The sequence below is a fragment of the Microbacterium sp. DWRC1-3 genome, assembly GCF_049896645.1.
Taxonomy (GTDB): domain Bacteria; phylum Actinomycetota; class Actinomycetes; order Actinomycetales; family Microbacteriaceae; genus Microbacterium; species Microbacterium maritypicum.
In genome coordinates this window covers 476,938-501,472 of the sequence record NZ_JAFCUS010000001.1, presented here as the reverse complement: position 1 = coordinate 501,472, position 24,535 = coordinate 476,938, and the positions used below count along the sequence as shown (strand labels likewise).

The following is a 24,535-nucleotide window of genomic DNA, read 5'->3' as shown; positions in this document are numbered from 1 at the left end:
GAAGGGTCAGAGCTCTGGTTCGAGGATATCGAGGCGGACGGAGAGCGTGCTCTTGGTCGCACGCCCCTTTCGGCGACGCCCGCTGACGGCTTCCGCCACGACCGCGGCGCGCAGGGCGGTCGCGACGCGCGCCCCCGCGCCGTACTCGAATCGCACCAGAGCGCGGACCCGCGGCGGGATGTCGTCGGACTCGACGGGGACAGGGCCGAGCACCGCATCGGCAGGCAGGGCGAGGTCGTTCAGCGCGGCCAGTGCGCCGGCGACCGCAGACGCCGAGCCCTGCACCAGGGCCACTCGCGTCGTCGGCGGCATGTGCAGCGGAGCGCGGCTCTCGAGCTCGACCCTGGCGTGGCCCGCCTGGTTCCAGGTCGCCAGCGCCCTGGCTGCGGCACCGTTGACGCCGACCAGGTGGATCGGAGCGCCCGGCGCCGCCAGTGCTGCCGCGTTCGACCACCAGCGCAGGCACGACTCGGCGACGCGCAGATCGGGGGCTTGGAGCATGCGCGGGCCGTCCAGGAGTACGACAGCGCGATAACCGCCGTCGGCGATGGGCTCGGCACCGCGTGTGGCGACCACCAGCGCAGGTGCCGCCGAGACGCGCTCCACCGGGTGCGCGCTGTCGGCGACGATCACCCGAACGCCGGGAAACGCGCGACCCAGTTCGTCGGCGGTGCGTTCGCTGCCCGAAGAGGCGAGGCGCAGCTTCGTCGAGGAGCACGAGGGGCACGACCAGGTGCTGGCGGCCCGGCCGCACCAGGCGCACACCGGCACGGCACCACGGTGCTTCGCGCCGAGCGGCCCCCCGCAGTGCGCACAGCGCGCCGGAGCCCGACAGTCCGCGCACACGAGAGAGGGCGAGAAGCCGGGTCGGGAGACCTGCACGAGCACCGGGCCCTCGGCTGCAGCGGTGCGTGCGGCGAGGAAGGCGGAGGACGGCATGCGCTGGGCGGTCGGCTGCTCCATCTCCTGCGGTGTGCTGAGCACGACGCGAGGAAGCACACGGCGCGCCGCTCTGACATCCTGCAGCCAGCCGAGGACGACCAGGCGCTCGACATCGGTCGTCCGCGTGTGGCCGGCGAACAGCAGGGCCGACCCCTCCAGCTCCTGACGCAGGAGGGCGGCGTCTCGTGCGTTGACGTACGGGGCCAGCGGTTCCCCCAGAAGCGGATCGCCGTCGTCCCAGATCGCGACCAGTCCCGCCACGACGGGAGAATAGACGGCCGATCGGTTTCCCACCACGATGCAGGGGGCGTCCTCGAGGGTGCGGAGGAAGCCGCGATAGCGATCGGGGTTGCTCTGCCGGGAATCGTGACGCACCACAGCACCGGCGGGGACGAGGGACTCGAGAGCTGCGAGGAGCCGGTCCAGGTCACGGCTGTCGGGCACGACGATGATCGATGATCTGCCGGCGGCGAGCATGCGAGCGGCCGACGCGGCCAGCAGGCGGGCCCATCCCTGCATGCCGTCGACGAGTTGGGGAATCGCCTCCACAGCCGCGCGCCCGCCCGAGTCGAGCACCTCGCCGAGGCCGTCGTACAGGCCGACGGTCTCCTCTGCGACGAGGAGTGCCTCCGCATCGGGTGTCTCGGCCGGCGTGTCTGCGGTCCAGGCCTTCTCCACGCGCACCTGACGCTTGGGGATCACCAGGCGCAACACGTCGGACGCCGAACCCGCTGCCCGATCCGCGACGCGACGCGCGAGGGTGTGCAGACGCTCGGGGAGCACCGGCACCGTGGACACCACGCTCTCGACCTCTGACAGCGCCCGGTCGGCGTCGTCCTCGGTGTCGATGTCGACCACGTAGCCGTCGATCACGCGCCCCGCGGTGCGCAGCGGCACCTGGACACGAACACCCAGCGGAACCTCACCCCACTGCGCAGGAAGGGCGTAGTCGAAGAGCCGATCGAGCTGAGGCAGAGGGGAATCGAGGAGCACGCGCGCGATGCGCCGGCTCTCCGGAGGCATCAGGACCGCGGTCCCATCAGAGCCCGGCAGCGCGGCGCAGCTCTTCGGCGCGGTCGGTGCGCTCCCAGGTGAAATCGGGGAGCTCGCGGCCGAAGTGCCCGTAGGCGGCCGTCTGGGCGTAGATCGGGCGCAACAGGTCGAGCTGCTCGATGATCGCCTGCGGACGAAGATCGAACACCTCGTTGATCGCGCGCGTGATGACCTCGTCCGACACCTTGCCCGTGCCGAAGGACTCGACGTACAGACCCACAGGGCGCGCGACGCCGATCGCATAGGCGACCTGCACCTCGAGGCGGTCGGCGAGACCTGCGGCGACGGCGTTCTTCGCCACCCATCGCGTGGCGTAGGCACCCGAGCGGTCGACCTTGGACGGGTCCTTGCCGCTGAAGGCGCCGCCACCGTGGCGGGAGGCCCCGCCGTACGTGTCGATGATGATCTTGCGGCCGGTGAGACCGGCATCGCCCTTGGGGCCGCCGGTGACGAAGGGACCCGCGGGATTGATGTAGAAGGTGACGTCGTCGAGGTCGAGCCCGGTGGTCGCGAGCACCGGGTCGATCACGTGCTCACGGACCTGTGCCTTGAGCTCTTCCTGCGAGATGTCGGGGTGGTGCTGGGTCGAGACCACGACCGCATCGACGGTCTTCGGTGTGAAGCCGTCGTAGCCGAGCGTGACCTGGGTCTTGCCGTCGGGTCGCAGGAAAGGCAGCGCTCCGCTGCGGCGCACCTCGGTGAGACGCTCGGCGAGGCGGTGGGCGGTCCAGGCGGCCATCGGCATGAGCTGCGGTGTCTCGTTCGTCGCGAAGCCGAACATGATGCCCTGGTCACCGGCGCCGAGAGCGTCGAGCGGATCGACCGATGACCCGTCACGGTGCTCCTGGGCACTGTCGACGCCGTGGGCGATGTCGGTCGACTGCTCGCCGACCGAGACGCTGACGCCGCACGAAGAACCGTCGAAGCCGGTGTCGCTGGAGGTGTAGCCGATGCCGTTCACGACCTGGCGCACGATCGTGGGGATGTCGACGTAGGCGTCGGTGCGGATCTCACCGGCCACATGCACGAGGCCCGTGGTGACGAGCGTCTCCACGGCGACGCGGGAACCCTTGTCCTTCGCGATGAGGCCGTCGAGGATGCTGTCGGAGATCTGATCGCAGATCTTGTCCGGGTGCCCTTCGGTGACGGACTCGGACGTGAACAGACGCAGGGCGCTCATCGGTACTCCAGAACGGGACGGACGGATGGAGGGTGTTGCACCCATTCTGGACCGCGCCTCCGACGTACGGGAGGCGCGGTCTCGAATATCACTCTGCGTGACGAAGGCGGAGCTTGTCCTCGTTGATCTCGTGCAGCGCGATGGTGAGCGGCTTGTCCTCGACCGAGGAGTCCACGAGCGGGCCGACGTTGTCGAAGAGGTTTCCCTCGTGCAGGTCGGAGTAGTAGTCGTTGATCTGACGCGCGCGCTTGGCGGCGTAGATGACGAGCTCGTACTTCGAGTCGACGCGGTCGAGCAGGTTGTCGATGGGGGGATCGATGATGCCGTTGTTGTGTCCGGCCATGGTGAGACCTCCTGATCAGGCGACGGGATCGTCGCGAAGACGGTGCGAAAGGCGCGCGAAGACGCTCAGCGCGCAGAGCTTGTAGACAATTCTACGACCTCGCGAGCCGCCGTGGCGACGTCCTCGTTCACGATGAGGTGATCGAACTCGTTCTGAGCGGCGAGTTCGACCTTCGCGGTGCGCAGTCGTCTGGCCCTCTCCTCGGCGTCTTCGGTGCCTCGTCCGACCAGCCGATGGACGAGTTCATCCCAGCTCGGAGGCAGCAGGAAGATCAGTGTCGCGGCGGGTTCGGCGCGACGCACCTGACGCGCACCCTGCAGGTCGATCTCGAGCAGGACCGTCTTGCCCTCGGCCAGCGCGGCATCGATCGGCGCGCGCGGCGTGCCGTACCGGGAGCGGTTGTGCACCACGGCGTACTCGAGCAGTTCGTCGTCGGCGATGAGCCGGTCGAACTCCGCATCGTCGACGAAGTAGTAGTGCACGCCGTCGATCTCACCGGGACGCGGGGGCCGGGTCGTCGCCGAGACCGACAGGTGGATCTCCGGGTTGTGCTCGCGGATGTGTGCGGCGACCGTGCCCTTGCCCACGGCGGTGGGCCCTGCCAGGACCAGCAGCCGGCTCCGGGCACCACGAGGCGTCGGCACCGGGAAGCGCGAGTCGAGCCACGACTCCAGCACCCGGCGCTGGCGCGCGCCGAGCCCACCGAGACGCTTGACCGGCGAGATGTGCAGCTCCTCGAGCACCCGGTCGCGCTTGCCAGCGCCGATCGCGGGAAGTGCCAGCAGGAAGTCGGTGATGCGCATCGAGCCCTCCACCGAATCGGCGTCGGCGCTCGCACGATGAAGAACGTCCTGCGGTGTCACCACGCGCATCGTGAGGTCGCGCTTGACCGAGGCCCTGGCGCGGCGGCGCTCCACGGCGCGGCGCGCCGCTGCAGCCCTGTCGACCTCGGGGACCGTGCGCTGTGCGTCAGACACCGGCCACCTCGCGATACTCGGCCGCACGTACGGAGATGGCCTCCATCAGATCGGCCGGACCGGCGGAGAGGATGCTGCGGCTTTCACTCGCGATCACCGCTGCCGACATCGTCCCGAAACGCGGACGGAGATCAGCCGGAGTGGCCCCCTGTGCACCGAAACCGGGAGCGAGGATCGGTGCTGCCGGCGTGAACGGCTCGATACCGGCCCTGGTCCAGTCGACGGTGGCGCCGATGACGAATCCGAAGCTCCCCCACTCCCCCGCGGCAGACGACTCGGCGTTGCGCGCAGAGACCTCGGAGATGACCGCTGCCGACACCGTGATGCCGGCGGAGTCCGTGGACCGCTGCAGCCCTTCCGCCTCGGAGTTACTGGTCGCCGCCAGCACGAACAGGCCCTTTCCGTTCTTCTCGGCCACGGCGAAAGTCCCGTCGAGAGCACCCACCCCGAGGAACGGGCTCACGGTGAGGGCATCGGCCTCCAGCGGCGAACCCGGCGTGAGCCACGCACGCGCGTAGTCGTCCATCGTCGATCCGATGTCGCCCCGCTTGGCGTCAGCGATCACGATCAGTCCGGCAGCGCGCGCAGCGGCGAGAACATCTTCGAGCGCCGCGATGCCTCGAGAGCCGAAGCGCTCGAAGAACGACACCTGCGGCTTCACGACGGCGACCTTCCCTGCGGCTGCCTCGACCGTGCGCAGGCCGAACTCACGGACCCCCTGCGCGTCGTCGGTCAACCCCCACGCCGCGAGCAGCGCGGCGTGGGGGTCGATGCCGACGCAGAGCGGTCCCTTCGCCCGGAGGGCGGAGCGCACCCGCTCGCCGAAGCGTTCGCTCACAGCGCCGCCTTCCGGTCCAGCGCGTACTCCTGGAGGCTCTTCACCTGGAAGCCCTCGTGGGCGGCGTCCATTCCGCTCACCGCGGCACCGAGCACGGCCATCGTGGTGAACAGCGCCTTGTCGGCGGCCACCGCTGCGGCGCGGATCTCGTAGCCGTCGGCGCGAGCGGCGCCGCCGGACGGAGTGTTCACGACGATGTCGATCGCGCCCTCGTTGATGAGGTCGACGATGTTCTTGGCCCCGGACTCCTGCGTCGCACTGTACTTCTCGACGACCGTGACGGCAATGCCGTTACGCGAGAGGATCTCGGCTGTGCCCTCGGTCGCGACGATCGTGAAGCCGAGCTGCTGAAGGCGGTGCGCGGGCAGGATGACCGCACGCTTGTCCGAGTCGGCGACCGAGATGAACACGGTTCCCGACGTGGGCATGCCGCCATAGGCCGCCGCCTGGCTCTTCGCGAACGCCGTCGGGAAGTCGCGGTCGATGCCCATGACCTCACCGGTGGAGCGCATCTCCGGTCCGAGCACGGAGTCGACCGTCTTGCCGTCGGCGGTGCGGAACCGCTTGAACGGGAGCACGGCCTCCTTGACCGACACCGGTGCGTCGAGCGGGACGCGGGAGCCGTCCTGCTCGGGAAGCAGGCCCTCCGCGCGCAGCTCCGCGATCGTGGAACCGGTCATCACGCGGCTCGCCGCCTTGGCCATGGGGATGCCGAGCGCCTTCGACACGAACGGCACGGTGCGGCTCGCACGCGGGTTCGCCTCGATCACGTAGAGCACTCCGGCGCTGATGGCGAACTGCACGTTGAGCAGTCCACGCACTCCCACGCCCTCGGCGATCGCGAGTGTGGCCTCGCGCACCCGGTCGACGTCGGTGCGGCCGAGCGAGACCGGCGGCAGCGTGCAGCTGGAGTCGCCCGAGTGGATGCCGGCCTCTTCGAGGTGCTCCATGACGCCGCCGATGTACAGGTCGGTTCCGTCGTAGAGCGCGTCGACGTCGAGCTCGATCGCGTCGTCGAGGAAGCGATCGACGAGAAGGGGCTTGCCCTCCTCGATGACGACCTCCCCCGCGGTGCGCACGAAGTAGTCGCGCAGCGACGCGGTGTCGTAGACGATCTCCATGCCGCGGCCGCCGAGCACGAAGCTCGGACGCACCAGCACCGGGTAGCCGATCTCCTCCGCGATACGTACGGCGCCTTCGACATCGATCGCGGTGCCGTTGCGCGGCGCGACGAGACCTGCGTCATCGAGCAGACGGGAGAAGAGCTCGCGTTCCTCCGCCAGGTCGATCGCCTCGGGGCTGGTTCCGAGAACGGTGTAACCGGCGGCCTCGATGCCCTTCGCGAGTCCGAGCGGCGTCTGCCCGCCGAGCTGGCACACGACACCGAGGATGGTGCCGCTCGCGGCTTCGGCGTCGAGCACCTCCAGCACGTCCTCGAGCGTCAGCGGCTCGAAGTACAGGCGGTCAGAGGTGTCGTAGTCGGTCGAGACCGTCTCCGGGTTGCAGTTGACCATGACGGTCTCGAACCCGGCATCCGACAGCGCAAACGACGCGTGCACGCACGAGTAGTCGAACTCGACGCCCTGGCCGATGCGGTTCGGTCCGGAGCCGATGATGACCACCTTGGTGCGATCCGACGGCGCGACCTCGGTCTCGAAGTCGTAGCTCGAGTAGTGGTACGGGGTGAGGGCGGGGAACTCGCCGGCGCAGGTGTCGACCGTCTTGTACACCGGGCGGATGCCGAGGCCGTGACGCACGCCCCTGACCTCCGCTTCGGAGATGCCGCGGAGCTCGGCGAGCTGCGCGTCGGAGAAGCCGTGCTCCTTGGCGTAGCGAAGAGTCGCCGCGTCGAGCTCGGACGCGGTGCGCACGATCTCTGCGACCTCGTTGATCAGCACGATCTGGTCGAGGAACCACGGGTCGATCGCCGTCGCGTCGAAGGCCTGCTCGACCGTCGCGCCCTTGCGCAGCGCCTGCTGCAGCGTCACGATCCGGCCGTCCGTCGGAACCTTCGAGATCTCGAGAAGCTCCTCCACCGAGCGCTCCTCGGCGCCCCAGTGGAAGCTCGATCCGCGCTTCTCCAGCGAGCGGAGCGCCTTCTGCAGGGCAGTCGCGTAGTTGCGGCCGATCGCCATGGCCTCGCCCACGGACTTCATGGTCGTGGTCAGCGTCGCGTCGGCGGCCGGGAACTTCTCGAACGCGAAGCGCGGAACCTTCACGACGACGTAGTCGAGCGTCGGCTCGAAGCTCGCCGGCGTGACACCCGTGATGTCATTCGGGATCTCGTCGAGACGGTAGCCCAGGGCCAGCTTGGCTGCGAGCTTGGCGATCGGGAATCCGGTGGCCTTCGACGCCAGAGCGCTGGAGCGCGAGACGCGCGGGTTCATCTCGATGACGATGATGCGACCGTTGGTCGGGTCCACCGCGAACTGGATGTTGCAACCGCCGGTGTCGACGCCGACCGCGCGGATGATGTCGATGCCGATGTCGCGCATCTTCTGGTACTCGCGGTCGGTGAGGGTGAGTGCGGGAGCGACCGTGATCGAGTCGCCCGTGTGAACGCCGACGGGGTCGACGTTCTCGATCGAGCAGACGACGACCGTGTTGTCGGCAGTGTCGCGCATGAGCTCGAGCTCGTACTCCTTCCAGCCGAGGATGGACTCCTCCAGGAGCACCTCGGTGGTGGGCGAGTCGCGCAGGCCCGCGCCGGCGATGCGACGCAGATCCTCCTCGTCGTACGCGAATCCGGAGCCGAGGCCACCCATCGTGAAGCTCGGACGGACCACCATCGGGTAGCCGAGCTCATCGGCGGCCGCCAGCACCTCATCCATCGTGTGCGCGATGCGCGAGTCCGCCACGTCGGCCCCCGCATCGAGGACCAGCTGCTTGAAGATCTGACGATCCTCGCCCTTGTTGATCGCCTCGAAGCTGGCGCCGATGAGCTCGACGTCGTACTTCTCGAGGATGCCGTGGTTGTGCAGCTCGATCGCGGCGTTCAGCGCGGTCTGCCCGCCGAGCGTCGGCAGGATCGCGTCGGGCCGCTCCTTGGCGATGATCGTCTCGATGACCTGCCACGTGATCGGCTCGATGTAGGTCGCATCGGCGAAGTCGGGATCGGTCATGATCGTGGCCGGGTTGGAGTTGACCAGGATGACCCGGACGCCCTCCTCGCGCAGCACGCGGCACGCCTGGGTGCCGGAGTAGTCGAACTCGCACGCCTGACCGATGACGATCGGGCCGGAGCCGATGACGAGGACGGAATTGATGTCGTCGCGCTTGGGCATTACTTGGAGTCCTTCTGGCTTGCGATGACCAGGTCGCGGAACCTGTCGAAGAGGTAGTTGGCGTCGTGCGGGCCTGCTGCGGCCTCGGGGTGGTACTGCACCGAGAAGGCGGGGATGTCGAGGGCGCGGAGTCCCTCGACCACGTTGTCGTTGAGGCCGACGTGGCTGACCTCGACCTTGCCGTAGCCGTTCGGGCTGTCGAAGGTGCCCTCGATCGGAGCCTCGACCGCGAAGCCGTGGTTGTGCGCCGTGATCTCGACCCTGCCGGTCTGCTTGTCCAGCACCGGCTGGTTGATGCCGCGGTGCCCGAACGGCAGCTTGTAGGTGCCGAGGCCCAGGGCGCGCCCGAGCAGCTGGTTGCCGAAGCAGATCCCGAAGAACGGCAGCCCCGCATCGAGCACCGAGCGCAGCAGCTCGACGTGATCGCCGGAGGCCGCGGGGTCGCCGGGACCGTTCGAGTAGAACACCGCGACGGGATCGACAGCGCGGATATCGTCGATCGTCACGTTCTGCGGCAGCACATGCACCTCGAAGCCGCGGGCGGCGAGGTTGTCGATCGTCGCCTGCTTCACACCGAGATCGAGCACGGCGAGGTTGCCGATGCGCTCGCCCATGGCGGTCGTCACGGTCGCGACGTCGACCGAGACCTCGGCGGACAGATTGCGTCCGGCCATCTCTGGGGCTTCGCGGACGATGCGCACCTGCTCCTGCGGGTCGAGCGCCGCATCCGCCCCGGAGAAGATCCCTCCGCGCATGGAGCCGGCCGAGCGGATGTGCCGGGTGATCGAACGGGTGTCGATGCCGCTGATGCCGACGACTCCGTCCTCGACGAGCACGTCGTCGAGCGAGGCGTTCGCCCGCCAGTTGGACACGACGCGCGAAGGGTCGCGCACGATGTAGCCGGCGACCCAGATGCGGCGCGATTCGGCATCTTCATCGTTCATGCCGGTGTTGCCGATGTGCGGTGCCGTCTGCAGGACGATCTGCCCCGCGTAGGAGGGATCGGTGATGGTCTCCTGGTATCCGGACATGCCGGTCGCGAAGACGACTTCGCCCAGTGTGCGACCGCGCGCGCCGTAGGCGCGTCCGATGTGTCGGGTGCCGTCTTCCAGGACCAGGACGGCGGGATCGGGGAGCTGGGCCGCGGAGGCCTGCCCGGAGGATGTCGAAAGGGTCATGACGTTGCTCCTGTGTCGGGGGCGGCGGGGACGAGCCGCTGCAGGTCGGAGATGAGGTTCTGAGGGTCGCCGGTGGCGAGGCGCAGATAGCTGTCGACGACCGTGTCGTCGTCGATGCTCCAGGCGAGGCGCACGAGGCCGCCGGGCTCCACGACGCGGTCGATCGTGACCGTGGCGCGGTCGATGGCGACGAGGCGGTCGTTCGCGAGGAAGACCGTCGGCGCGCCATCGAGGCAGAGGGCGATGCCGCGATCCGTGACCGCCAGCTCACCACGGGCCCGGTACGCGAGAGGCGACACCGCGAGACGCTCGAGCGGCTGCTCGTGCCGTGTCGTTGACACGTAGAGCACCTCGTCGCGGCGGAAGACCTCCGCGTGCTCCGGAACCCCCAGCGGGGCCGTGAACACGGAGTCGCGGCGGATTCGTCGTCGCCAGGCCAGGAGCATCACCAGCAGCACCAGGAGCGCGACCGCGATCGTGATCGCGACGGCGAGGTCCCGAGCGCTCATGCGCGAAGCTCCTCGACGACGCTTCCGCCGTCGACGGTGAGGACACCGCCGTGGATCGTGTACTGCACGCGTCCGGGGAGGGCGCGGCCGAGGTAGGGCGAGTTCACGCTCCGACCGTGGAGGTCGGCCTCCGTGAACACGCCCTCGACCGAGGCGTCGTAGAGCGTGATCTGGGCCGGCTGACCGACCTCGAGCGGCGTGCCGTGACCTGCCAGTCGCCCGATCCGTGCCGGTGCTGCGCTCATCACCCGCGCGATGTCCGACCACTCGAGAAGCCCGGTCTGCACCATCGACTGGTGCACGACGCGCAGGGCGCTCTCCAGCCCCACCATGCCGTTCGCCGCGGCCTGCCACTCGCACGCCTTGTGCTCGCTCGGGTGCGGCGCATGGTCGGTGGCGACGATGTCGATCGTGCCGTCGGCGAGGCCCTCGCGCACGGCGAGCACATCCTCTTCCCTACGCAGCGGAGGATTGACCTTGTAGCGCGCGTCGTACCCGCGCACGAGCTCGTCGGTGAGGAGCAGGTGGTGAGGGGTGACCTCGGCGGTGACGTTGATGCCGCGCTTCTTGGCCCAGCGGATGATGTCCACCGAGCCCGCGGTCGAGAGGTGGCACACGTGCAGCCGCGATCCGACGTGCTCGGCCAGCAGCACGTCGCGGGCGATGATCGACTCCTCGGCGACGGCGGGCCATCCGGCCAGGCCGAGCTCGGCCGAGACCGTGCCCTCGTTCATCTGCGCGCCCTCGGTGAGGCGGGGGTCCTGCGCATGCTGGGCGATGACGCCGTCGAACGACTTCACGTACTCCAGCGCGCGGCGCATGATGAGCGGATCGAACACGCAGAAGCCGTCGTCGCTGAAGACGCGGACCTGTGCGCGGGACGTGGCCATCGCTCCCAGCTCGGCGAGGCGCTCGCCCTTCTGCCCGACCGTCACGGCGCCGATGGGCTGCACCGTGGCGTAGCCGGCCGCTTCGCCGAGCGCGAGCTCCTGCTCGACGACACCGGCGGTGTCGGCGACCGGCGAGGTGTTGGGCATCGCGAACACGGCGGTGAAGCCACCGGCAGCCGCCGCCCTCGTTCCCGTGAGGATCGTCTCGGAAGCCTCGTAGCCGGGCTCGCGCAGATGCGTGTGCAGATCGACGAGTCCCGGAAGGGCGACCAGCCCTGCCGCGTCGATGACGCGCGCGCCGGAGCGCGTGAGCCCGGTGCCGATCTCGGCGATCCGGCCGTCTTCGATCATGATGTCGGCGCTCTCGGCACCGAGCAGCTGTGCACCGGTGATGACGAGGGTCTCGTTCACAGGTCTCCCCCTCGTTCGTCGTCTCGTTCTCCTGCCAGCAGCAGGTACAGCACCGCCATGCGGACGGAGACCCCGTTCGTGACCTGTTCCAGCACCGTCGAGCGGGGGGAATCGGCAGCTTCGGAGGAGATCTCCAGTCCCCGGTTCATGGGTCCGGGGTGCATGACAATGCTACCTGCCGGAAGACCGGCCACACGCCGTGCGTCCAGACCCCATCGACGGGAATACTCCCGCTCAGTCGGGAAATATGCAGCGTTCATGCGTTCCAGCTGGATACGCAGCATCATCACCGCGTCCGGGTCCTCGGCCAGAGCCTCATCGAGGTCGTAGACCACGCGGACCGGCCAGAGCGACACGTTCTGCGGCACCAAGGTCGGCGGCGCGACCAGGGTGACCTCTGCTCCGAGCGTGGTGAGCAGCCAGACGTTGGAGCGGGCGACCCGCGAATGCAGCACGTCGCCGACGATCACGACCCGCAGTCCGCTCAGATCGCGACCGCGGCTCTCGGCGCCGAAGCGGCGCTTGCGGATGGTGAAGGCGTCGAGCAGGGCCTGCGTCGGGTGCTCGTGCGTGCCGTCTCCGGCGTTGACGACGCCGGCGGAGATCCAGCCGCTGGTGGCGAGCGTCTGCGGGGCGCCGGATCCGGGGTGGCGGACCACGACCGCGTCGGCGCCGATGGCCTCGAGCGTCTGCGCGGTGTCCTTCAGGCTCTCGCCCTTCGAGACGCTGGACCCCTTCGCCGCGAAGTTGATGACATCGGCGGAGAGGCGCTTGGCGGCGGCCTCGAACGAGATGCGGGTGCGTGTCGAATCCTCGAAGAAGAGGTTCACCACGGTCTTGCCGCGCAGCGTCGGGAGCTTCTTGACCTCACGCGACTGCGTGTCGGACATGTCCTCGGCGACATCGAGGATGCGCAGGGCGGTCGCCCGATCGAGGGTGCGGGTGTCGAGGAGGTGTCTCATTCGCCGATCGTCACCTCCTCGGCCCCGTCGTTCTCGAAGAGGCGCACGTTGACCCGCTCGGTGCGGGCGGAGGGGATGTTCTTGCCGATGAAGTCCGGGCGGATCGGGAGCTCGCGGTGTCCGCGGTCGACGAGGATCGCCAGGCGCACGACGGCGGGGCGTCCGATCGACTGGATGGCGTCGAGAGCGGCACGGATGCTGCGGCCGGAGAAGAGCACGTCATCGACGAGCACGACCGTCTTGCCGTCGATTCCGCCCACCGGGATCTCGGTGGGCCGCGGGGAACGCGTCGGGTGCTTGGCGAGGTCGTCGCGGAAGAGCGTGACATCGAGCGCGCCGACCGGGACGGACTGCTGCGCGATCTCGCTGATCAGCCGGCCGAGGCGATGGGCGAGAGTGACGCCGCGGGTCGGAATGCCCAGCAGGACGAGGTTCTCGGCACCTCGATTGGATTCGAGGATCTCGTGCGCGATACGGGTCAGCGCTCGTGAGATGTCGGCTTCGTGCAGCACAGTGCGCATGCTCATCGGCCGCTCCCTTCTCCGCCTCACAGGACGGTGTTAAAGGTTGCTTGTGACGAAAGTCTATCGGAGCGCGAGCTCCGGCGGATCAGCTCGCTTCCTGCAGGACCGGATCGGTGACCTCGTCGATCTTCGACGAGCGGATCGGGTGGCCGGCGGTGGAGAGGCAGCGGCCGGTCTTCAGATCCCACTTCCAGTCGTGCATGCTGCACGTGAGGATCCCGTCCTCGTCGACCGTGCCCGTGCGGGTGAGGTCGGCGCGCAGGTGCGGGCAGCGGCGCTGAACGACCCAGTCGCCGATCTCGGTATCTTCGGTCTGGTCGGTCTGCTCCTGGTACCAGTTCTCCACGTACTCGATCCGATCGACCGAGAGGCACTTGAGGAACGTGGTGAGGAACTCGTTGAACTTGCCACTGCGGCCCACCGAGAACTGCATCGAGAGGAAGATCGAGTTGGACCAGTCGATCTCGTGATCGACGATGTTCGTCGAGACCAGGTCGGCGGGGATCGTGTACCAGTACACGCACTCCTCGCCCGCGTACTCGCGGACCTTCGCGCGGGGGAAGTCGACCACCATGTCGAGCTCGCCGATGCGGAAGCGCACGCAACCGCCGACACCGAGCCGGATGGTGCGGGACTTCTTCAGCAGCGGTTCCCACCAGGTCTTGATCGCCTCGAGCATCTCTGCGGGCGGGATGATCTCGGCGCGAGACGCCTCCTCGTCGCGGATCTCCTGCTGTCGGCTCGCGCGCTGTTCCTCGAGGTACTCCCACTTCTCATCGAAGATGTGCGCGATCTCGGCCTCGGTGTAGAGCGTCTGCTCACTCGTGACCTCTCCCCCGTCGATCGTGACGACCGTGCCGGGGATGAAGAGCTGACCGTCGTACTGCGGCGCGAGCTCCTTCATGTGCGCGAGGAACTGCTTCTGGTCCGTGAAGATCGACTCGCCGTTCTTGCCGAGACCGTTGAAGTCGAACAGGTCGTCACGCAGGAACATGGGGGGCCCTGCCATCGGGAAGACGTGCGGGGCATCGACCTTCTCGATGTAGTACATCGCCCGCTTGTTCTGCGCCTCGCGCTTGAGCCGGGCGAAGTTCTGCTTGGCGTCCAGCGGCAGGTCGTAGACCATGGGCCACCAGATCGCACCGGACACCTGGGTGAAGTAGGCGTCGGGCTTGCCGAAGTCGAGCAGCTTCTCGAGGTCGAGCGGGTGCGAGTCGTTCTGGTTCAGCATCGAGCCGGTGCCGTCGTCGACGCTCAGGGAGGAGTCGCCGATGGGGCCGTCGCTGGGCGCGCGCAGCGGCGTGATCATCATCTTGAGCTCACCGCGCTGGATCACCTGGCCGGCAGGAGCGTAGGTGATGTTCGTGTAGCCGAGGGCGCGGATGTCCTTCTCGAGGTCGTCGGTCGGATACTCCGGAAGCAGCACCTCGATGTCCTTGCGGATGTAGCGCTCCAGGAGCCGCGGGTCGAAGTGGTCGCGGTGCCGGTGCGAGATCCAGAGGAAATCGGCCTCGCGTCCGAAGCGCTCCCAGTCCAGACCGCGGTTGTCGGGGAACGGGAACCAGGATCCGTAGAACGAGGGTCCGAGGACCGGGTCGCAGATGATGTTCCCGCCGACCGTCTCGATGAACATCCCGGCGTGGCCGAGTCCCGTGATCCGCATTGCATTCCTCCCGAAAGTGAACCGTTCGATTGTACCGACGGCTCCCTGTGCGCCCGGTCGACCCGGCCGTGAGTAATCCGGTCAGTCCTCGAACAGGCCACGGATGTCGTCGGCGGAGAGCGACTGCGCGAACAGCGCCTCATCGTCGAGCACGGCCGTGAACAGCCGCGCTTTGCGGCGCTGCAGGTCGAGCACCTTCTCCTCGATCGTGCCGGTGGAGATCATCCGGTAGACGAACACCTGGCTGTCCTGACCGATGCGGTGCGTGCGATCGACGGCCTGCGCCTCGGCCGCCGGATTCCACCACGGATCGAGCAGGAAGACGTAGTCGGCCTCGGTCAGGGTGAGGCCGAATCCGCCGGCCTTGAGGCTGATCAGGAAGACCGGTTGCACTCCCGATGTGAAGCTCTCTACGACCTTCTGGCGGTGGCGCGTCGACCCGTCCAGGTGCGCGTAGGGGATGCCGGCGGCGTCGAGGCGGGCCGCGGCGAGGTCGAGGAACGACGTGAACTGGCTGAACACGAGCGCGCGATGCCCTTCGGCCTGCAACTCGATCACGCGCTCGAGCAGCACATCGAGCTTGCGCGAGCCGATCTTCGCATCCGCGGCGTCGATGAGCCCCGGGGCCAGGCTGAGCATGCGCATCAGGGTGAGCGATCGGAACACGATGAAGCGGTTGCGGTCGAGATCTTCCAGCAGGCCGAGCACCTTCTGCCGTTCGCGCTGCAGCACGACGTCGTAGAGCGCCCGGTGGGAGGAGCTGAGCTCGACCTCGAGGATCTGCTCCTGCTTCGCCGGCAGGTCGGGTGCCACGAGCTCCTTCGTGCGTCGCAGCAGCAGCGGCCGGATCCGCCGACGAAGCTGCTCGAGGCGACGCTGACGGTAGGCGCCGCCCTCCTCGTTCTCGGGGACCTTCCCCTGCTCGATGGGTTGGATGTACTGCTCGCGGAACTTCCGCGCCGAGGCGAAGAGACCCGGAGCGGTGAGCTTCAACAGCGCCCACAGCTCGCTCAGGCTGTTCTCCATCGGCGTTCCGGTGACCGCGAACGTCACATCCGCGCGGAACGAGGCGATGGCGCGATGCAGCTTGGTCGCCGGGTTCTTGACGAACTGCGCCTCGTCCAGGAGGAGTCCGGCCCACTCGACGCGCGCGTACTCGGCCTCGTCGAGCCGGGCGACGGCATAGGTGGTGATGAGGAGATCGACGTCGCGGATGCTGGCGTCGACCGAGGGACCCTGGGTGTTTCCGCGGAGCCGCACCCGGAGCGTGGGCGCGAAGCGCTCGGCCTCGCTGCGCCAGGTGGCGAGGACCGATGTCGGCACGACGGCGAGGAAGGGTCGCCGCTCCCCCGCCTCTCGCGCATGCACGATGAGGGCCAGGAGCTGGAGCGTCTTGCCGAGCCCCATGTCGTCGGCGAGGATGCCTCCCAGGCGATGGCTCCACAGGAAGGCGAGCCAGTCGAGACCCTCCTTCTGATAGGGGCGGAGTTCGGCCGTGATGCCCGACGGCACAGCGACCGGGGGCACCGAGGTGGCCGCGCGCAGACCGTCGGCGGTCGCACGCCACGAGACGGCGGGGATCGCCTCATCGGCGAGGTCTTCGAACTCCTCCCAGAGATCGGTCTGGTACCGACTGATCCGCGGACCGGTCTCCCACTCGTCGAGCGCGCCGGACTCGTCGATCAGTTCCCGGAGGCGATCGAGCGCACGGTGATTCAGCGAGAAGTAGCTGCCGTCGACCAGGAGGAGCTTCTTGCGCCCCTTGCTGAGCGCCGTGAACAGCGGCTCGAACGGGATGGTGCGCCCGTCGATCTTGACCAGGATCCCCAGATCGAACCAGTCGGGATCGCTGCTCTCGACGGTCGAGACGGTGATCTCCGGCTCGCCCGTGAGCTCGTGGTAGCTCTTGCGACGGCCCTCGACGCTGACCGTGACGCCCTCGGCCTCGAGCGCAGGCACCGTGCGGGTGACGAACTCGGCGGCGGCGACGTCGTGGAAGGAGCCGGTCGCGGTGAGCTCCTCGCCCAGGTGCTCTCTCCAGACGGACCGCAGCGTGTCCCGGAGCGCATCCTCGGCCGCGACGTCGCGTACCGCGTCGCCGCTGGGAGAGAACGGCACCCGCCCGAACCCGCGATACTCCCACTCGAGGGCGTAGGTGACCGTGTCGCCGCGGCGGAAGGACAGCGTGATCACCGCTCGGGGTGCGGGCAGCGCCGGCAGCTCGATCCGGCCGACAGGGCGCACCTCGATGCGGCGCGCGAGCAGCGGATACGCATCACGGAAGAAGGCGGCCTCGTCACGGGCCGGCACCGCCAGCCCGGTCCTGGCGGCGAGAAGGGCATGGACGGGCTCGCTGATCGGCACCTCGGCGAGGGTGACCCGGATGCTGCTCCCCTGCTGCGCGATCTCGTACACGCCGCTGTGGCCGATCGTCTGGACGGCGAAGGGCTCTGCACCGCGACCATCGATCGTGATGTCGGGACGCACGACGATCCCGTCCCCGTCGTCTCTCCCGACCGTCGCCCGGATCGCGGCATCGCTGGCGAGCACGACAGTGGTGCTCTTCTGCGTGGCGACGAGGGGGATGCCGACCTCCGCGCCAGCGCGCAGATGCCCCCAGAAGAGCCCGGACTCGATCAGATCGGCGACCAGCCAATCACCGGCCGTGCCCGACAGCAGCGTGTCGCGAGCGATGCTGAGCAGGTCAGCGAACCACCGCGAGCGATCGCGCCCGTACTGCGTGGGGGAACGGCGCACCACGTCCCACGTGGCCGCGCCCTGCACCCAGGCACCGGTCGACGCGCTCCGCTCAAGCGGGCGGATGCCGAGCAGGATCTCGCCCGTGCGCTTCCCGACGTCACGGGCGGTCGCCGTGCGCTGCGGACGCGAGGCCCACGGGTTGGCCCCGCGACCATCGCGCACACGGAGTTCGACGCCGAGCGCGAGCGCCGTGTCGGCGTCATCGCGCGCGGAACCGAGGATGCTCCGCCAATCCGCCGCCGATCCCTCCGGAGGGGACGGATCACGGGAGAGGGACATGCTGCCATCCTCTCCGGCACCGCCGACAATCACACCGCCGACAGTGCCCCGTCTCGGACGGATCAGGCGGAGCGGGCCACCCGTGCGAGGACACCGTGCACGAATGCACCGGAGTCGTCGGTCGAGAACTCCTTCGCGAGTTCGACGGCCTCATCGATCGCGACCGCGGTCGGAACCTCGTCGTTGTACAGGATCTCCCACACCGCGATGCGCAGCAGCGCGCGGTCCACCGCGGGCATCCGCTCCAGCTTCCAGTCCCTGCTGTGCGTCGTGATCTGCTCGTCGATCTCGTCACGGGAGTCGATGATGCCGTCGACGATCTCGCGCGCATAGAGCCAGGAGGCCTCACGCGCGGGCTCGCTCGCGGCGCGCTTGGCCTCGGCGGCGAGCGTCACGGCGAGATCGTCACCGCGCACATCGGCGGAGAAGAGAATGTCGAGAGCGCGCTTGCGCGCCTTCGTCCGGGCGCCCACGCCTTACTTCTCGCGGCCGAGGTAGTCACCCGTGCGGGTGTCGACCTTGACCTTGGTGCCGGTCTCGAGGAACAGCGGCACCTGGATCTCGTAGCCGGTCTCGAGCGTGGCGGGCTTGGTGCCGGCCGAGGAGCGGTCGCCCTGCAGGCCCGGCTCGGTGTAGGTGACCTCGAGGATCACGGACGCGGGAAGGTCGATGTACAGCGGGTTGCCGTTGTTCATCGCGATCGTCACCTGCTGGTTCTCGAGCAGGAAGTGCTTCGCGTCGCCGACCGTCGCGGCGCCGACGGTGATCTGGTCGAAGTCGGTCTGGTCCATGAAGACGTAGCCGTCACCGTCGGTGTACAGGTACGTGTAGTCGCGGCGGTCGACGTTCTCGATCTCGATCTTCGCGCCGGCGTTGTAGGTGCGGTCGACGGTCTTGCCCGAGACGACGTTCTTCAGCTTGGTGCGCACGAAGGCACCACCCTTGCCGGGCTTGACGTGCTGGAACTCGATGACGCTCCAGAGCTGCCCGTCGATGCTGAGGACGACGCCGTTCTTGATGTCTGCGGTAGATGCCATGCGCTGCGAGTTCCGTTCGTGTGTCTGCGGGGTCGGACGAGACCGACAGTCGATTCTAAGGGATGAGTGCTGCGAGCTGTCGCACGGCGTCCGCGTAGCCGTCGACACCGCGCCCGACGACGCGCACGGCGGCGACGTCGTCGAGGTACGAGTGGTGGCGGAATTGCTCCCGTGCGTAGACGTCGGAGATGTGCACCTCGGCGAACGGCAGCGACACTCCGGTGAGCGCGTCGCGGAGCACCACCGAGGTGTGGGTGAGTCCCCCGGGGTTGATCACGATGGCCGCGCAGTCGTCCCGCGCGGCGTGGATCGCGTCGATCAGCACCCCTTCGTGATTGCTCTGCACTGCACGCACCTCGAAGCCGAGCTCGGCCGCCGCCGTACCGGTGATCCGTTCCACGTCTGCGAGCGTCGCGGTGCCGTACACCTCGGGCTCGCGGGTGCCGAGGAGATTCAGGTTCGGCCCGTTGACGAGGAGGATCCGCCGGCTCACTCCCCGACCTCCTGGTAGGCCGCGAACAGCAGCGACTCATCCGGAGCCTGCAGCACGGTGGGCTTGGCGATGTCGTCGAGCAGGATGAAGCGCAGCATCCCGCCGCGGCTCTTCTTGTCGCGCTGCATCGTGGCGAGCAGCTGCGGCCAGGCACCGGCACGGTACGAGGTGGGAAGTCCCAAGGACTCGAGGACGGTGCGGTGGCGCTCGGCGGCCTCGTCGGACAATCGGCCGGCGAGGCGGGAGAGCTCTGCGGCGTACAGCATCCCGACCGAGATGGCGGCGCCGTGACGCCAGCGGTACCTCTCGGCGTGCTCGATCGCGTGGCCGAGTGTATGGCCGTAGTTGAGGATCTCGCGAAGGCCGGCCTCGCGGAAGTCGTCGGACACGACCTTGGCCTTCATGTCGATCGCGAGCTCGATGGCGCGACGGAACTCCTCGGTCGTGGGGTCCACAGCACGAGCAGGGTCTGCTTCGATGATGTCGAGGATCTCCGGCGCCCAGATGAACCCGGCCTTCACGACCTCGGCGAAGCCCGCCGTCGCCTCGTTCGGGCTCAGGCTGGCGAGCTCGTCGAGGTCGCCGATGACCGCACGCGGCGCCCAGAACGCGCCGACGAGGTTCTTGCCCTCCGCCGTGTTCACCCCGGTCTTGCCTCCGACGGCGGCGTCGACGAGTCCGAGCACCGTGGTCGGCACCTGGATGAGCTGCACGCCGCGGAGCCAGGTGGCCGCCACGAAACCGGCGAGGTCGGTGACAGAGCCGCCGCCGTATCCGATGACCGCGTCGCTGCGTGTGAAATCAGCCTGGCCCATGACCTGCCAGCAGAAGGCCGCGACTTCGATGCGTTTGCCCTGCTCCGCATCCGGGATCTCGGCGAGCAGCACATCGCGCGGCCCGTCGGAGGTGTCGGCGAGAAGACGATCGCGCAGTTCCGCGGCTCGTGCGGCGAGCGTCGGCGGGTGCACGACGAGGATCTTGCGCACCCCCGGCGCGACGGCGGCGGAGACCCGGTCGAGGATCCCCCGTCCGATCGTGATGTCGTAGGCGTCGTTTCCGGTGACGTTGATGGTCGTCGTGCTCATCGCTGCTCTCTCCTCCATGCCACGATCTCGTCCGCGATCTTCTGCATCGGACGACGTGAGGTGTCGAAGGTCGCCGATGACACCTCGGCGTACCACCCCCGACGCTCCTCGAAGATCTTCTTCCACCGCTCCAGCGGATCCTCTCCCGCCAGCAGCGGGCGATTGCTGCCGCGCAGCCGGTCGGCGACCGCATCGGGACTGACGGTCAGGAACACGACCGGATGCTCCGCGAGCAGATCTCGCGTGGCCGCCTCCGTCACGGCACCACCGCCGAGGGAGATCACTCCGCCCTCGGACAGCGCCTCGGCGACGGCGGCGCACTCGAGGGCGCGGAAATGCGCCTCCCCGTGCTCCTCGAAGATGGCGGGGATCGGCCCGTGCGCGGCGACGATGCGCTTGTCGGTGTCGATGAAGGCGACGCCGAGCCGACGCGCGACGCGTCTTCCGACGCTGGTCTTGCCTGCGGCCATCGGGCCCACCAGCACCAGCGTCAGCGGATCAGCCGCGCTCGTCATGCGCGATGAGCGCCGCCTCGGACGCAGGGGTCGTGCGCAGCTCGGCCGGGATGCCGGCCAGGTAGCCGTCGAGATTGCGACGCGTCTCGCGGATGCTGTCGCCGCCGAACTTCTCCAGCACGGCGTTGGCCAGCTCGACCGCGACCATCGCTTCGGCGACGACGCCGGCTGCCGGCACGGCGCACACGTCGGAGCGCTGGTGGTGGGCCGTGGCGTCGTCTCCGGTCGCGACGTCGATCGTGCGCAGGGCATGCGGGACGGTGGCGATCGGCTTCATCCCGGCGCGCACACGCAGCACGGTTCCGGTCGACATGCCGCCCTCGGTCCCGCCGGCCCTGTCGGAGCCGCGGGTGATGCCGTCGGCGGTGGCGAAGAGCTCGTCGTGCGCGGCCGAACCGCGACGACGCGTGGTCTCGAAGCCGTCGCCGACCTCGACGCCCTTGATCGCCTGGATGCTCATGAGCGCTTGCGCGAGACGTGCGTCGAGGCGGCGGTCCCAGTGCACGTGCGAGCCGAGCCCCGGGGGCAGCCCGTAGGCGAGAACCTCGACGATGCCACCGAGCGTGTCGCCGTCCTTCTTCGCATCGTCGACCTCGGCGACCATCAGTGCAGAGGTGGCTGCGTCGAAGCAGCGCAACGGATCGGCGTCGAGCGCGTCCACGTCGTCCGGGGTGGGCAGAGGCGAGCCTTCAGGCACGCGTACCGGACCGATCGAGAGCGTGTGGCTGACGAGACGGATGCCGAGTTCGCCGAGGAACGAGCGGGCGATCGCGCCGAGAGCCACGCGAGCCGCCGTCTCACGGGCGCTCGCACGCTCGAGGATCGGACGTGCCTCGTCGAAGTCGTACTTCTGCATGCCCACGAGGTCGGCGTGCCCCGGGCGCGGGCGCGTGAGAGGAGCGCTGCGTCCGCGGGACCTGTCGGTGAGCTCGACCGGCTCGGGGTTCATGACCTCGATCCACTTCGGCCACTCGGTGTTGCCGATGCGCAGGGCGATCGGGCTACCGAGGCTCTTGCCGTGGCGCACACCGCCGGAGATCGTCAGCTCGTCCTGCTCGAACTTCATCCGCGAACCACGGCCGTAGCCGAGCTTGCGGCGAGCGAGGTCGGCCTGGATGGCCTCGGACGACACAGGGACGCCGGAGGGCAGACCCTCCATGACGGCGATGAGTTCTGGGCCGTGCGATTCGCCGGCCGTGAGCACGCGGAGCATTGCTCCAGTCTCCCATGGGTTCGCACCCTCACCGCGCCGCGTTTCGTCGTCGACGCCGATCGGGTCAGATGGCGGCGCGCATCGCCGCGATCACGGCGACCTCATCCGGCAGTTCGGCGGCGGGATCACCGTGCAGGAAGATACGGATCTGGCGCACCGCCTGGTGCAGCAGCATCCCGAGCCCGGAGATCGTGGCGCCGTCGGCCCATCGCGCTGCGAGGGCAGACGGCCACGGTGCGTAGGCGGCGTCGAAGAGCACCCCACCCTGTGCAGCGAGTGCCGTCGCCGTGTCGGCGGGGAGCGTGGTTCCGCTGGGCAGGGTCGCCAAGGTCAGCTCGACAGTCTCCGACGGCGCGTCGAAGGATCGGACATCGACGACCATGCCGAGCCTCTCCCCCAGCTCCGCCAGTGCGGCCGCGGGCGCGGGACGCCGCGCCCGCACATCGGCGCGTGTCGCGCCGATCTCGGAGGCGGCGACCAGCGCCGACGCTGCGGTGGCCCCGGCGCCGAGTATCCGCACGCGGTCGACGTCGGTGACCTGCGCTTCGGCGAGGGCGTCGACGATCCCGCCCACGTCGGTGTTGAACCCGGCGGGGTGCTCCCCCATCAGCAGCGTGTTGACGGCACGGGTGAGCTCCGCGTGACGATCCCGCGTCGCCGCGGCACGGAATGCCTGTTCCTTCAGCGGCATCGTCAGCGAGAGACCGCGCCAGGTGTCGTCGAGCTGAGCGAACACCGGCGCGAAGTCGTCGGCCGACACCTGGCGTCGTCCGTACTCCCAGTCGAGTCCGAGCACGCGGTAGGCGGCGGCATGCAGATCCGGGGACTTGGAATGCGCGATCGGGTCGCCCCAGACCGCCAATCGAGAGCGCGTCACCGTCTCAGCAGCCGCCATCGGGGTTCGCCCGGCACCACTCGCGCCACTTCTCGATCCCCTGCTCGTGCTCGGCCAGCGTCTGGGTGAACAGCGTCTCCCCGGTCGCGAGGTTGATCGTGACGAAGTACAGCCACGGACCGTCTGCGGGCTGCATCGCCGCCTTGATGGCGGCATCGCTCGGGCTGGCGATGGGTGTCGCGGGAAGACCGGTGCGTACGTAGGTGTTCCAGTCGTTGTCGTCTTCGAGGGCTTCCTTGGAGCTCGACACGACGCCTTCGTGCAGGGATCCGTACCCGTACTGCGCGGTGGAGTCCATCTGCAGCTTCATGTCGATGTCGAGACGGTTCTGGATGACCCGCGACACCTTCGGGAAGTCCTCGAGACGCCCCTCGCGCTGGATGATGGAGGCGATCGTGAGGATGCGTTCGGCATCGGCGTCGGGCACACCGGCTGCACTCAGCGACTCGCGGGTGCGATCGACCATGCGCTGGATGACCTGGGGCGCGGTGACTCCCGGATCGAACTCGTACACCGCGGGGAAGAGCCAGCCCTCCAGGCTCGGCGCGTCCACACCATAGGCCATGGGGTCCTGGACGGCCGCCTCGAAGTCGGCCAGCGGAAGCCCGAGAGTCTCCGCCATGTCGGGCAGCGACGACACGATCGTGCCGCCCTCGGCGACCGAGACGGCGTTCGCCATCTTGTTGGCATCGTCCTTGAGCGCCGCGAGCGCGGCCTCCGCCGTCATCTTCTTCTGCAGGCGATACACGCCCGGATAGAACGTGACCGCGAGGTTCTCGTCGACGATGTAGTCGTAGAAGACGTCTTCGGTCTTGGTCACACCGGCTTCGTAGAGCGCGGTGGACACCGGCCCACCCGTGTCGCCCTGCTTGATGGTGACGAGAGCCTCACCGTTCGCGAGGCCCGGCTCGTAGTCCTTCGACTCGCCCCACCCCAGGGCGTCGCTGATCTTGTCACCGTAGGTGCTCCATGCCCAGGCGCCACCTGCGGCGATACCGCCGAAGACCGCGAGCACGATGATCAGTGCGATCAGGCATCCCTTGCGGCGCTTCTTCTTCTTCGGCTTCGCCTGGACGTGGTCGTCGTGCGGAGCGAAGAGATCGTCGAGTCCTCCGCCGATCACCGGTTCCGGCGCATCGGTCGCGGGCGCCGGCATGGCTGCGGGTGCGACCTGCGGCATGGCGCGGGTCGGGGTGTCTGCGGCGTCGGCCGATGCGCGCACCGGGGTCGGAGAGGGACCCTCCGCATCCGAGGCGACCGCGTCGTCGGCCGAGGCACGCACCGGAACGGGCGAAGGCTCAGCGGGTGTGCCGTCCGTTCCCCTGGCCGGTGTCGCGCTCCCCTCGCCGGCAGCGGCCTCACGAGCGGCGCGGCGCGACCCCGGCGCGGGGGCGCTGGTGTCGACGGTCGGGATCTGTCTCGTGGGATCGGGCAGATTCTCGAACAGGTCGCCCAGGCGGGAATCGGGGTCGTTCCGGGGGGTGGCGCTGTCGCGTTCAGACAT

The 24,535-nt window shown here is 68.8% G+C and carries 21 protein-coding genes; all 21 read right to left on the bottom strand.

From position 1 onward, the window contains the following. Positions 1 to 6: 6 nt before the first annotated feature. Positions 7 to 1,965, bottom strand: coding sequence for a hypothetical protein (locus ACP699_RS02400; RefSeq protein ID WP_055868129.1), 1,959 nt, complete (start codon positions 1,963 to 1,965; stop codon positions 7 to 9). 16 nt (positions 1,966 to 1,981) lie between these two features. After that, complete coding sequence (gene metK / locus ACP699_RS02395; protein ID WP_141386743.1) at positions 1,982 to 3,175, bottom strand: methionine adenosyltransferase; 1,194 nt, start codon at positions 3,173 to 3,175, stop codon at positions 1,982 to 1,984. Positions 3,176 to 3,263: 88 nt separating this feature from the next. Next, positions 3,264 to 3,518 carry a DNA-directed RNA polymerase subunit omega gene (rpoZ, locus tag ACP699_RS02390; protein ID WP_017204385.1) on the bottom strand — a complete coding sequence of 85 codons (255 nt, stop codon included), beginning with the start codon at positions 3,516 to 3,518 and terminating at the stop codon, positions 3,264 to 3,266. A 65-nt stretch (positions 3,519 to 3,583) separates the two neighbouring features. Beyond that, positions 3,584 to 4,495, bottom strand: a complete 912-nt coding sequence (gene gmk, locus ACP699_RS02385; RefSeq protein ID WP_288967602.1) for a guanylate kinase — start codon at positions 4,493 to 4,495, stop codon at positions 3,584 to 3,586. Further along, entirely contained in the window at positions 4,488 to 5,333 is an 846-nt protein-coding gene (gene pyrF, locus ACP699_RS02380; RefSeq protein WP_426168875.1) for an orotidine-5'-phosphate decarboxylase, read from the bottom strand. Before pyrF ends, gmk begins: the two co-directional genes overlap by 8 nt. Beyond that, the gene (carB, locus tag ACP699_RS02375; RefSeq protein ID WP_055868121.1) at positions 5,330 to 8,617 is read right to left on the bottom strand and encodes a carbamoyl-phosphate synthase large subunit; all 3,288 of its coding nucleotides are present in this window, start codon (positions 8,615 to 8,617) and stop codon (positions 5,330 to 5,332) included. Before carB ends, pyrF begins: the two co-directional genes overlap by 4 nt. Beyond that, positions 8,617 to 9,795, bottom strand: coding sequence for a glutamine-hydrolyzing carbamoyl-phosphate synthase small subunit (carA, locus tag ACP699_RS02370; protein ID WP_055868118.1), 1,179 nt, complete (start codon positions 9,793 to 9,795; stop codon positions 8,617 to 8,619). The genes carB and carA overlap by 1 nt, the downstream gene beginning before the upstream one ends. Continuing rightward, positions 9,792 to 10,304 carry a hypothetical protein gene (locus tag ACP699_RS02365; protein WP_055872495.1) on the bottom strand — a complete coding sequence of 171 codons (513 nt, stop codon included), beginning with the start codon at positions 10,302 to 10,304 and terminating at the stop codon, positions 9,792 to 9,794. The genes carA and ACP699_RS02365 overlap by 4 nt, the downstream gene beginning before the upstream one ends. Beyond that, positions 10,301 to 11,605: a dihydroorotase gene (locus ACP699_RS02360; protein ID WP_426168870.1), complete on the bottom strand. Its 1,305-nt coding sequence runs from the start codon at positions 11,603 to 11,605 to the stop codon at positions 10,301 to 10,303. The genes ACP699_RS02365 and ACP699_RS02360 overlap by 4 nt, the downstream gene beginning before the upstream one ends. Beyond that, positions 11,602 to 12,567, bottom strand: coding sequence for an aspartate carbamoyltransferase catalytic subunit (locus ACP699_RS02355; protein WP_017830561.1), 966 nt, complete (start codon positions 12,565 to 12,567; stop codon positions 11,602 to 11,604). The genes ACP699_RS02360 and ACP699_RS02355 overlap by 4 nt, the downstream gene beginning before the upstream one ends. Beyond that, a complete protein-coding gene (pyrR, locus tag ACP699_RS02350) occupies positions 12,564 to 13,094 on the bottom strand; it encodes a bifunctional pyr operon transcriptional regulator/uracil phosphoribosyltransferase PyrR (protein ID WP_426168866.1) in 531 nt (176 codons plus the stop codon). Before pyrR ends, ACP699_RS02355 begins: the two co-directional genes overlap by 4 nt. A gap of 82 nt (positions 13,095 to 13,176) precedes the next feature. Further along, positions 13,177 to 14,754: a Rieske 2Fe-2S domain-containing protein gene (locus tag ACP699_RS02345; RefSeq protein WP_055872494.1), complete on the bottom strand. Its 1,578-nt coding sequence runs from the start codon at positions 14,752 to 14,754 to the stop codon at positions 13,177 to 13,179. A gap of 81 nt (positions 14,755 to 14,835) precedes the next feature. Next, entirely contained in the window at positions 14,836 to 17,793 is a 2,958-nt protein-coding gene (locus ACP699_RS02340; protein WP_426168862.1) for a DEAD/DEAH box helicase, read from the bottom strand. Between the two features lie 62 nt (positions 17,794 to 17,855). Further along, entirely contained in the window at positions 17,856 to 18,266 is a 411-nt protein-coding gene (gene nusB / locus ACP699_RS02335) for a transcription antitermination factor NusB (RefSeq protein WP_055868103.1), read from the bottom strand. Between the two features lie 3 nt (positions 18,267 to 18,269). Further along, positions 18,270 to 18,830, bottom strand: a complete 561-nt coding sequence (gene efp, locus ACP699_RS02330) for an elongation factor P (protein WP_017830556.1) — start codon at positions 18,828 to 18,830, stop codon at positions 18,270 to 18,272. A gap of 55 nt (positions 18,831 to 18,885) precedes the next feature. Continuing rightward, positions 18,886 to 19,323: a type II 3-dehydroquinate dehydratase gene (gene aroQ, locus ACP699_RS02325; protein ID WP_127482339.1), complete on the bottom strand. Its 438-nt coding sequence runs from the start codon at positions 19,321 to 19,323 to the stop codon at positions 18,886 to 18,888. Continuing rightward, positions 19,320 to 20,408: a 3-dehydroquinate synthase gene (aroB, locus tag ACP699_RS02320; protein ID WP_055868093.1), complete on the bottom strand. Its 1,089-nt coding sequence runs from the start codon at positions 20,406 to 20,408 to the stop codon at positions 19,320 to 19,322. Before aroB ends, aroQ begins: the two co-directional genes overlap by 4 nt. Then, on the bottom strand, positions 20,405 to 20,923 hold the full coding sequence (locus ACP699_RS02315) for a shikimate kinase (protein WP_055872488.1): 519 nt from the start codon (positions 20,921 to 20,923) through the stop codon (positions 20,405 to 20,407). Before ACP699_RS02315 ends, aroB begins: the two co-directional genes overlap by 4 nt. Continuing rightward, entirely contained in the window at positions 20,907 to 22,136 is a 1,230-nt protein-coding gene (aroC, locus tag ACP699_RS02310) for a chorismate synthase (protein WP_055868088.1), read from the bottom strand. Before aroC ends, ACP699_RS02315 begins: the two co-directional genes overlap by 17 nt. Positions 22,137 to 22,200: 64 nt before the next feature. Beyond that, entirely contained in the window at positions 22,201 to 23,031 is an 831-nt protein-coding gene (locus ACP699_RS02305; protein ID WP_426168853.1) for a shikimate dehydrogenase family protein, read from the bottom strand. After that, a complete protein-coding gene (gene mltG / locus ACP699_RS02300; protein ID WP_151486391.1) occupies positions 23,018 to 24,535 on the bottom strand; it encodes an endolytic transglycosylase MltG in 1,518 nt (505 codons plus the stop codon). The genes ACP699_RS02305 and mltG overlap by 14 nt, the downstream gene beginning before the upstream one ends.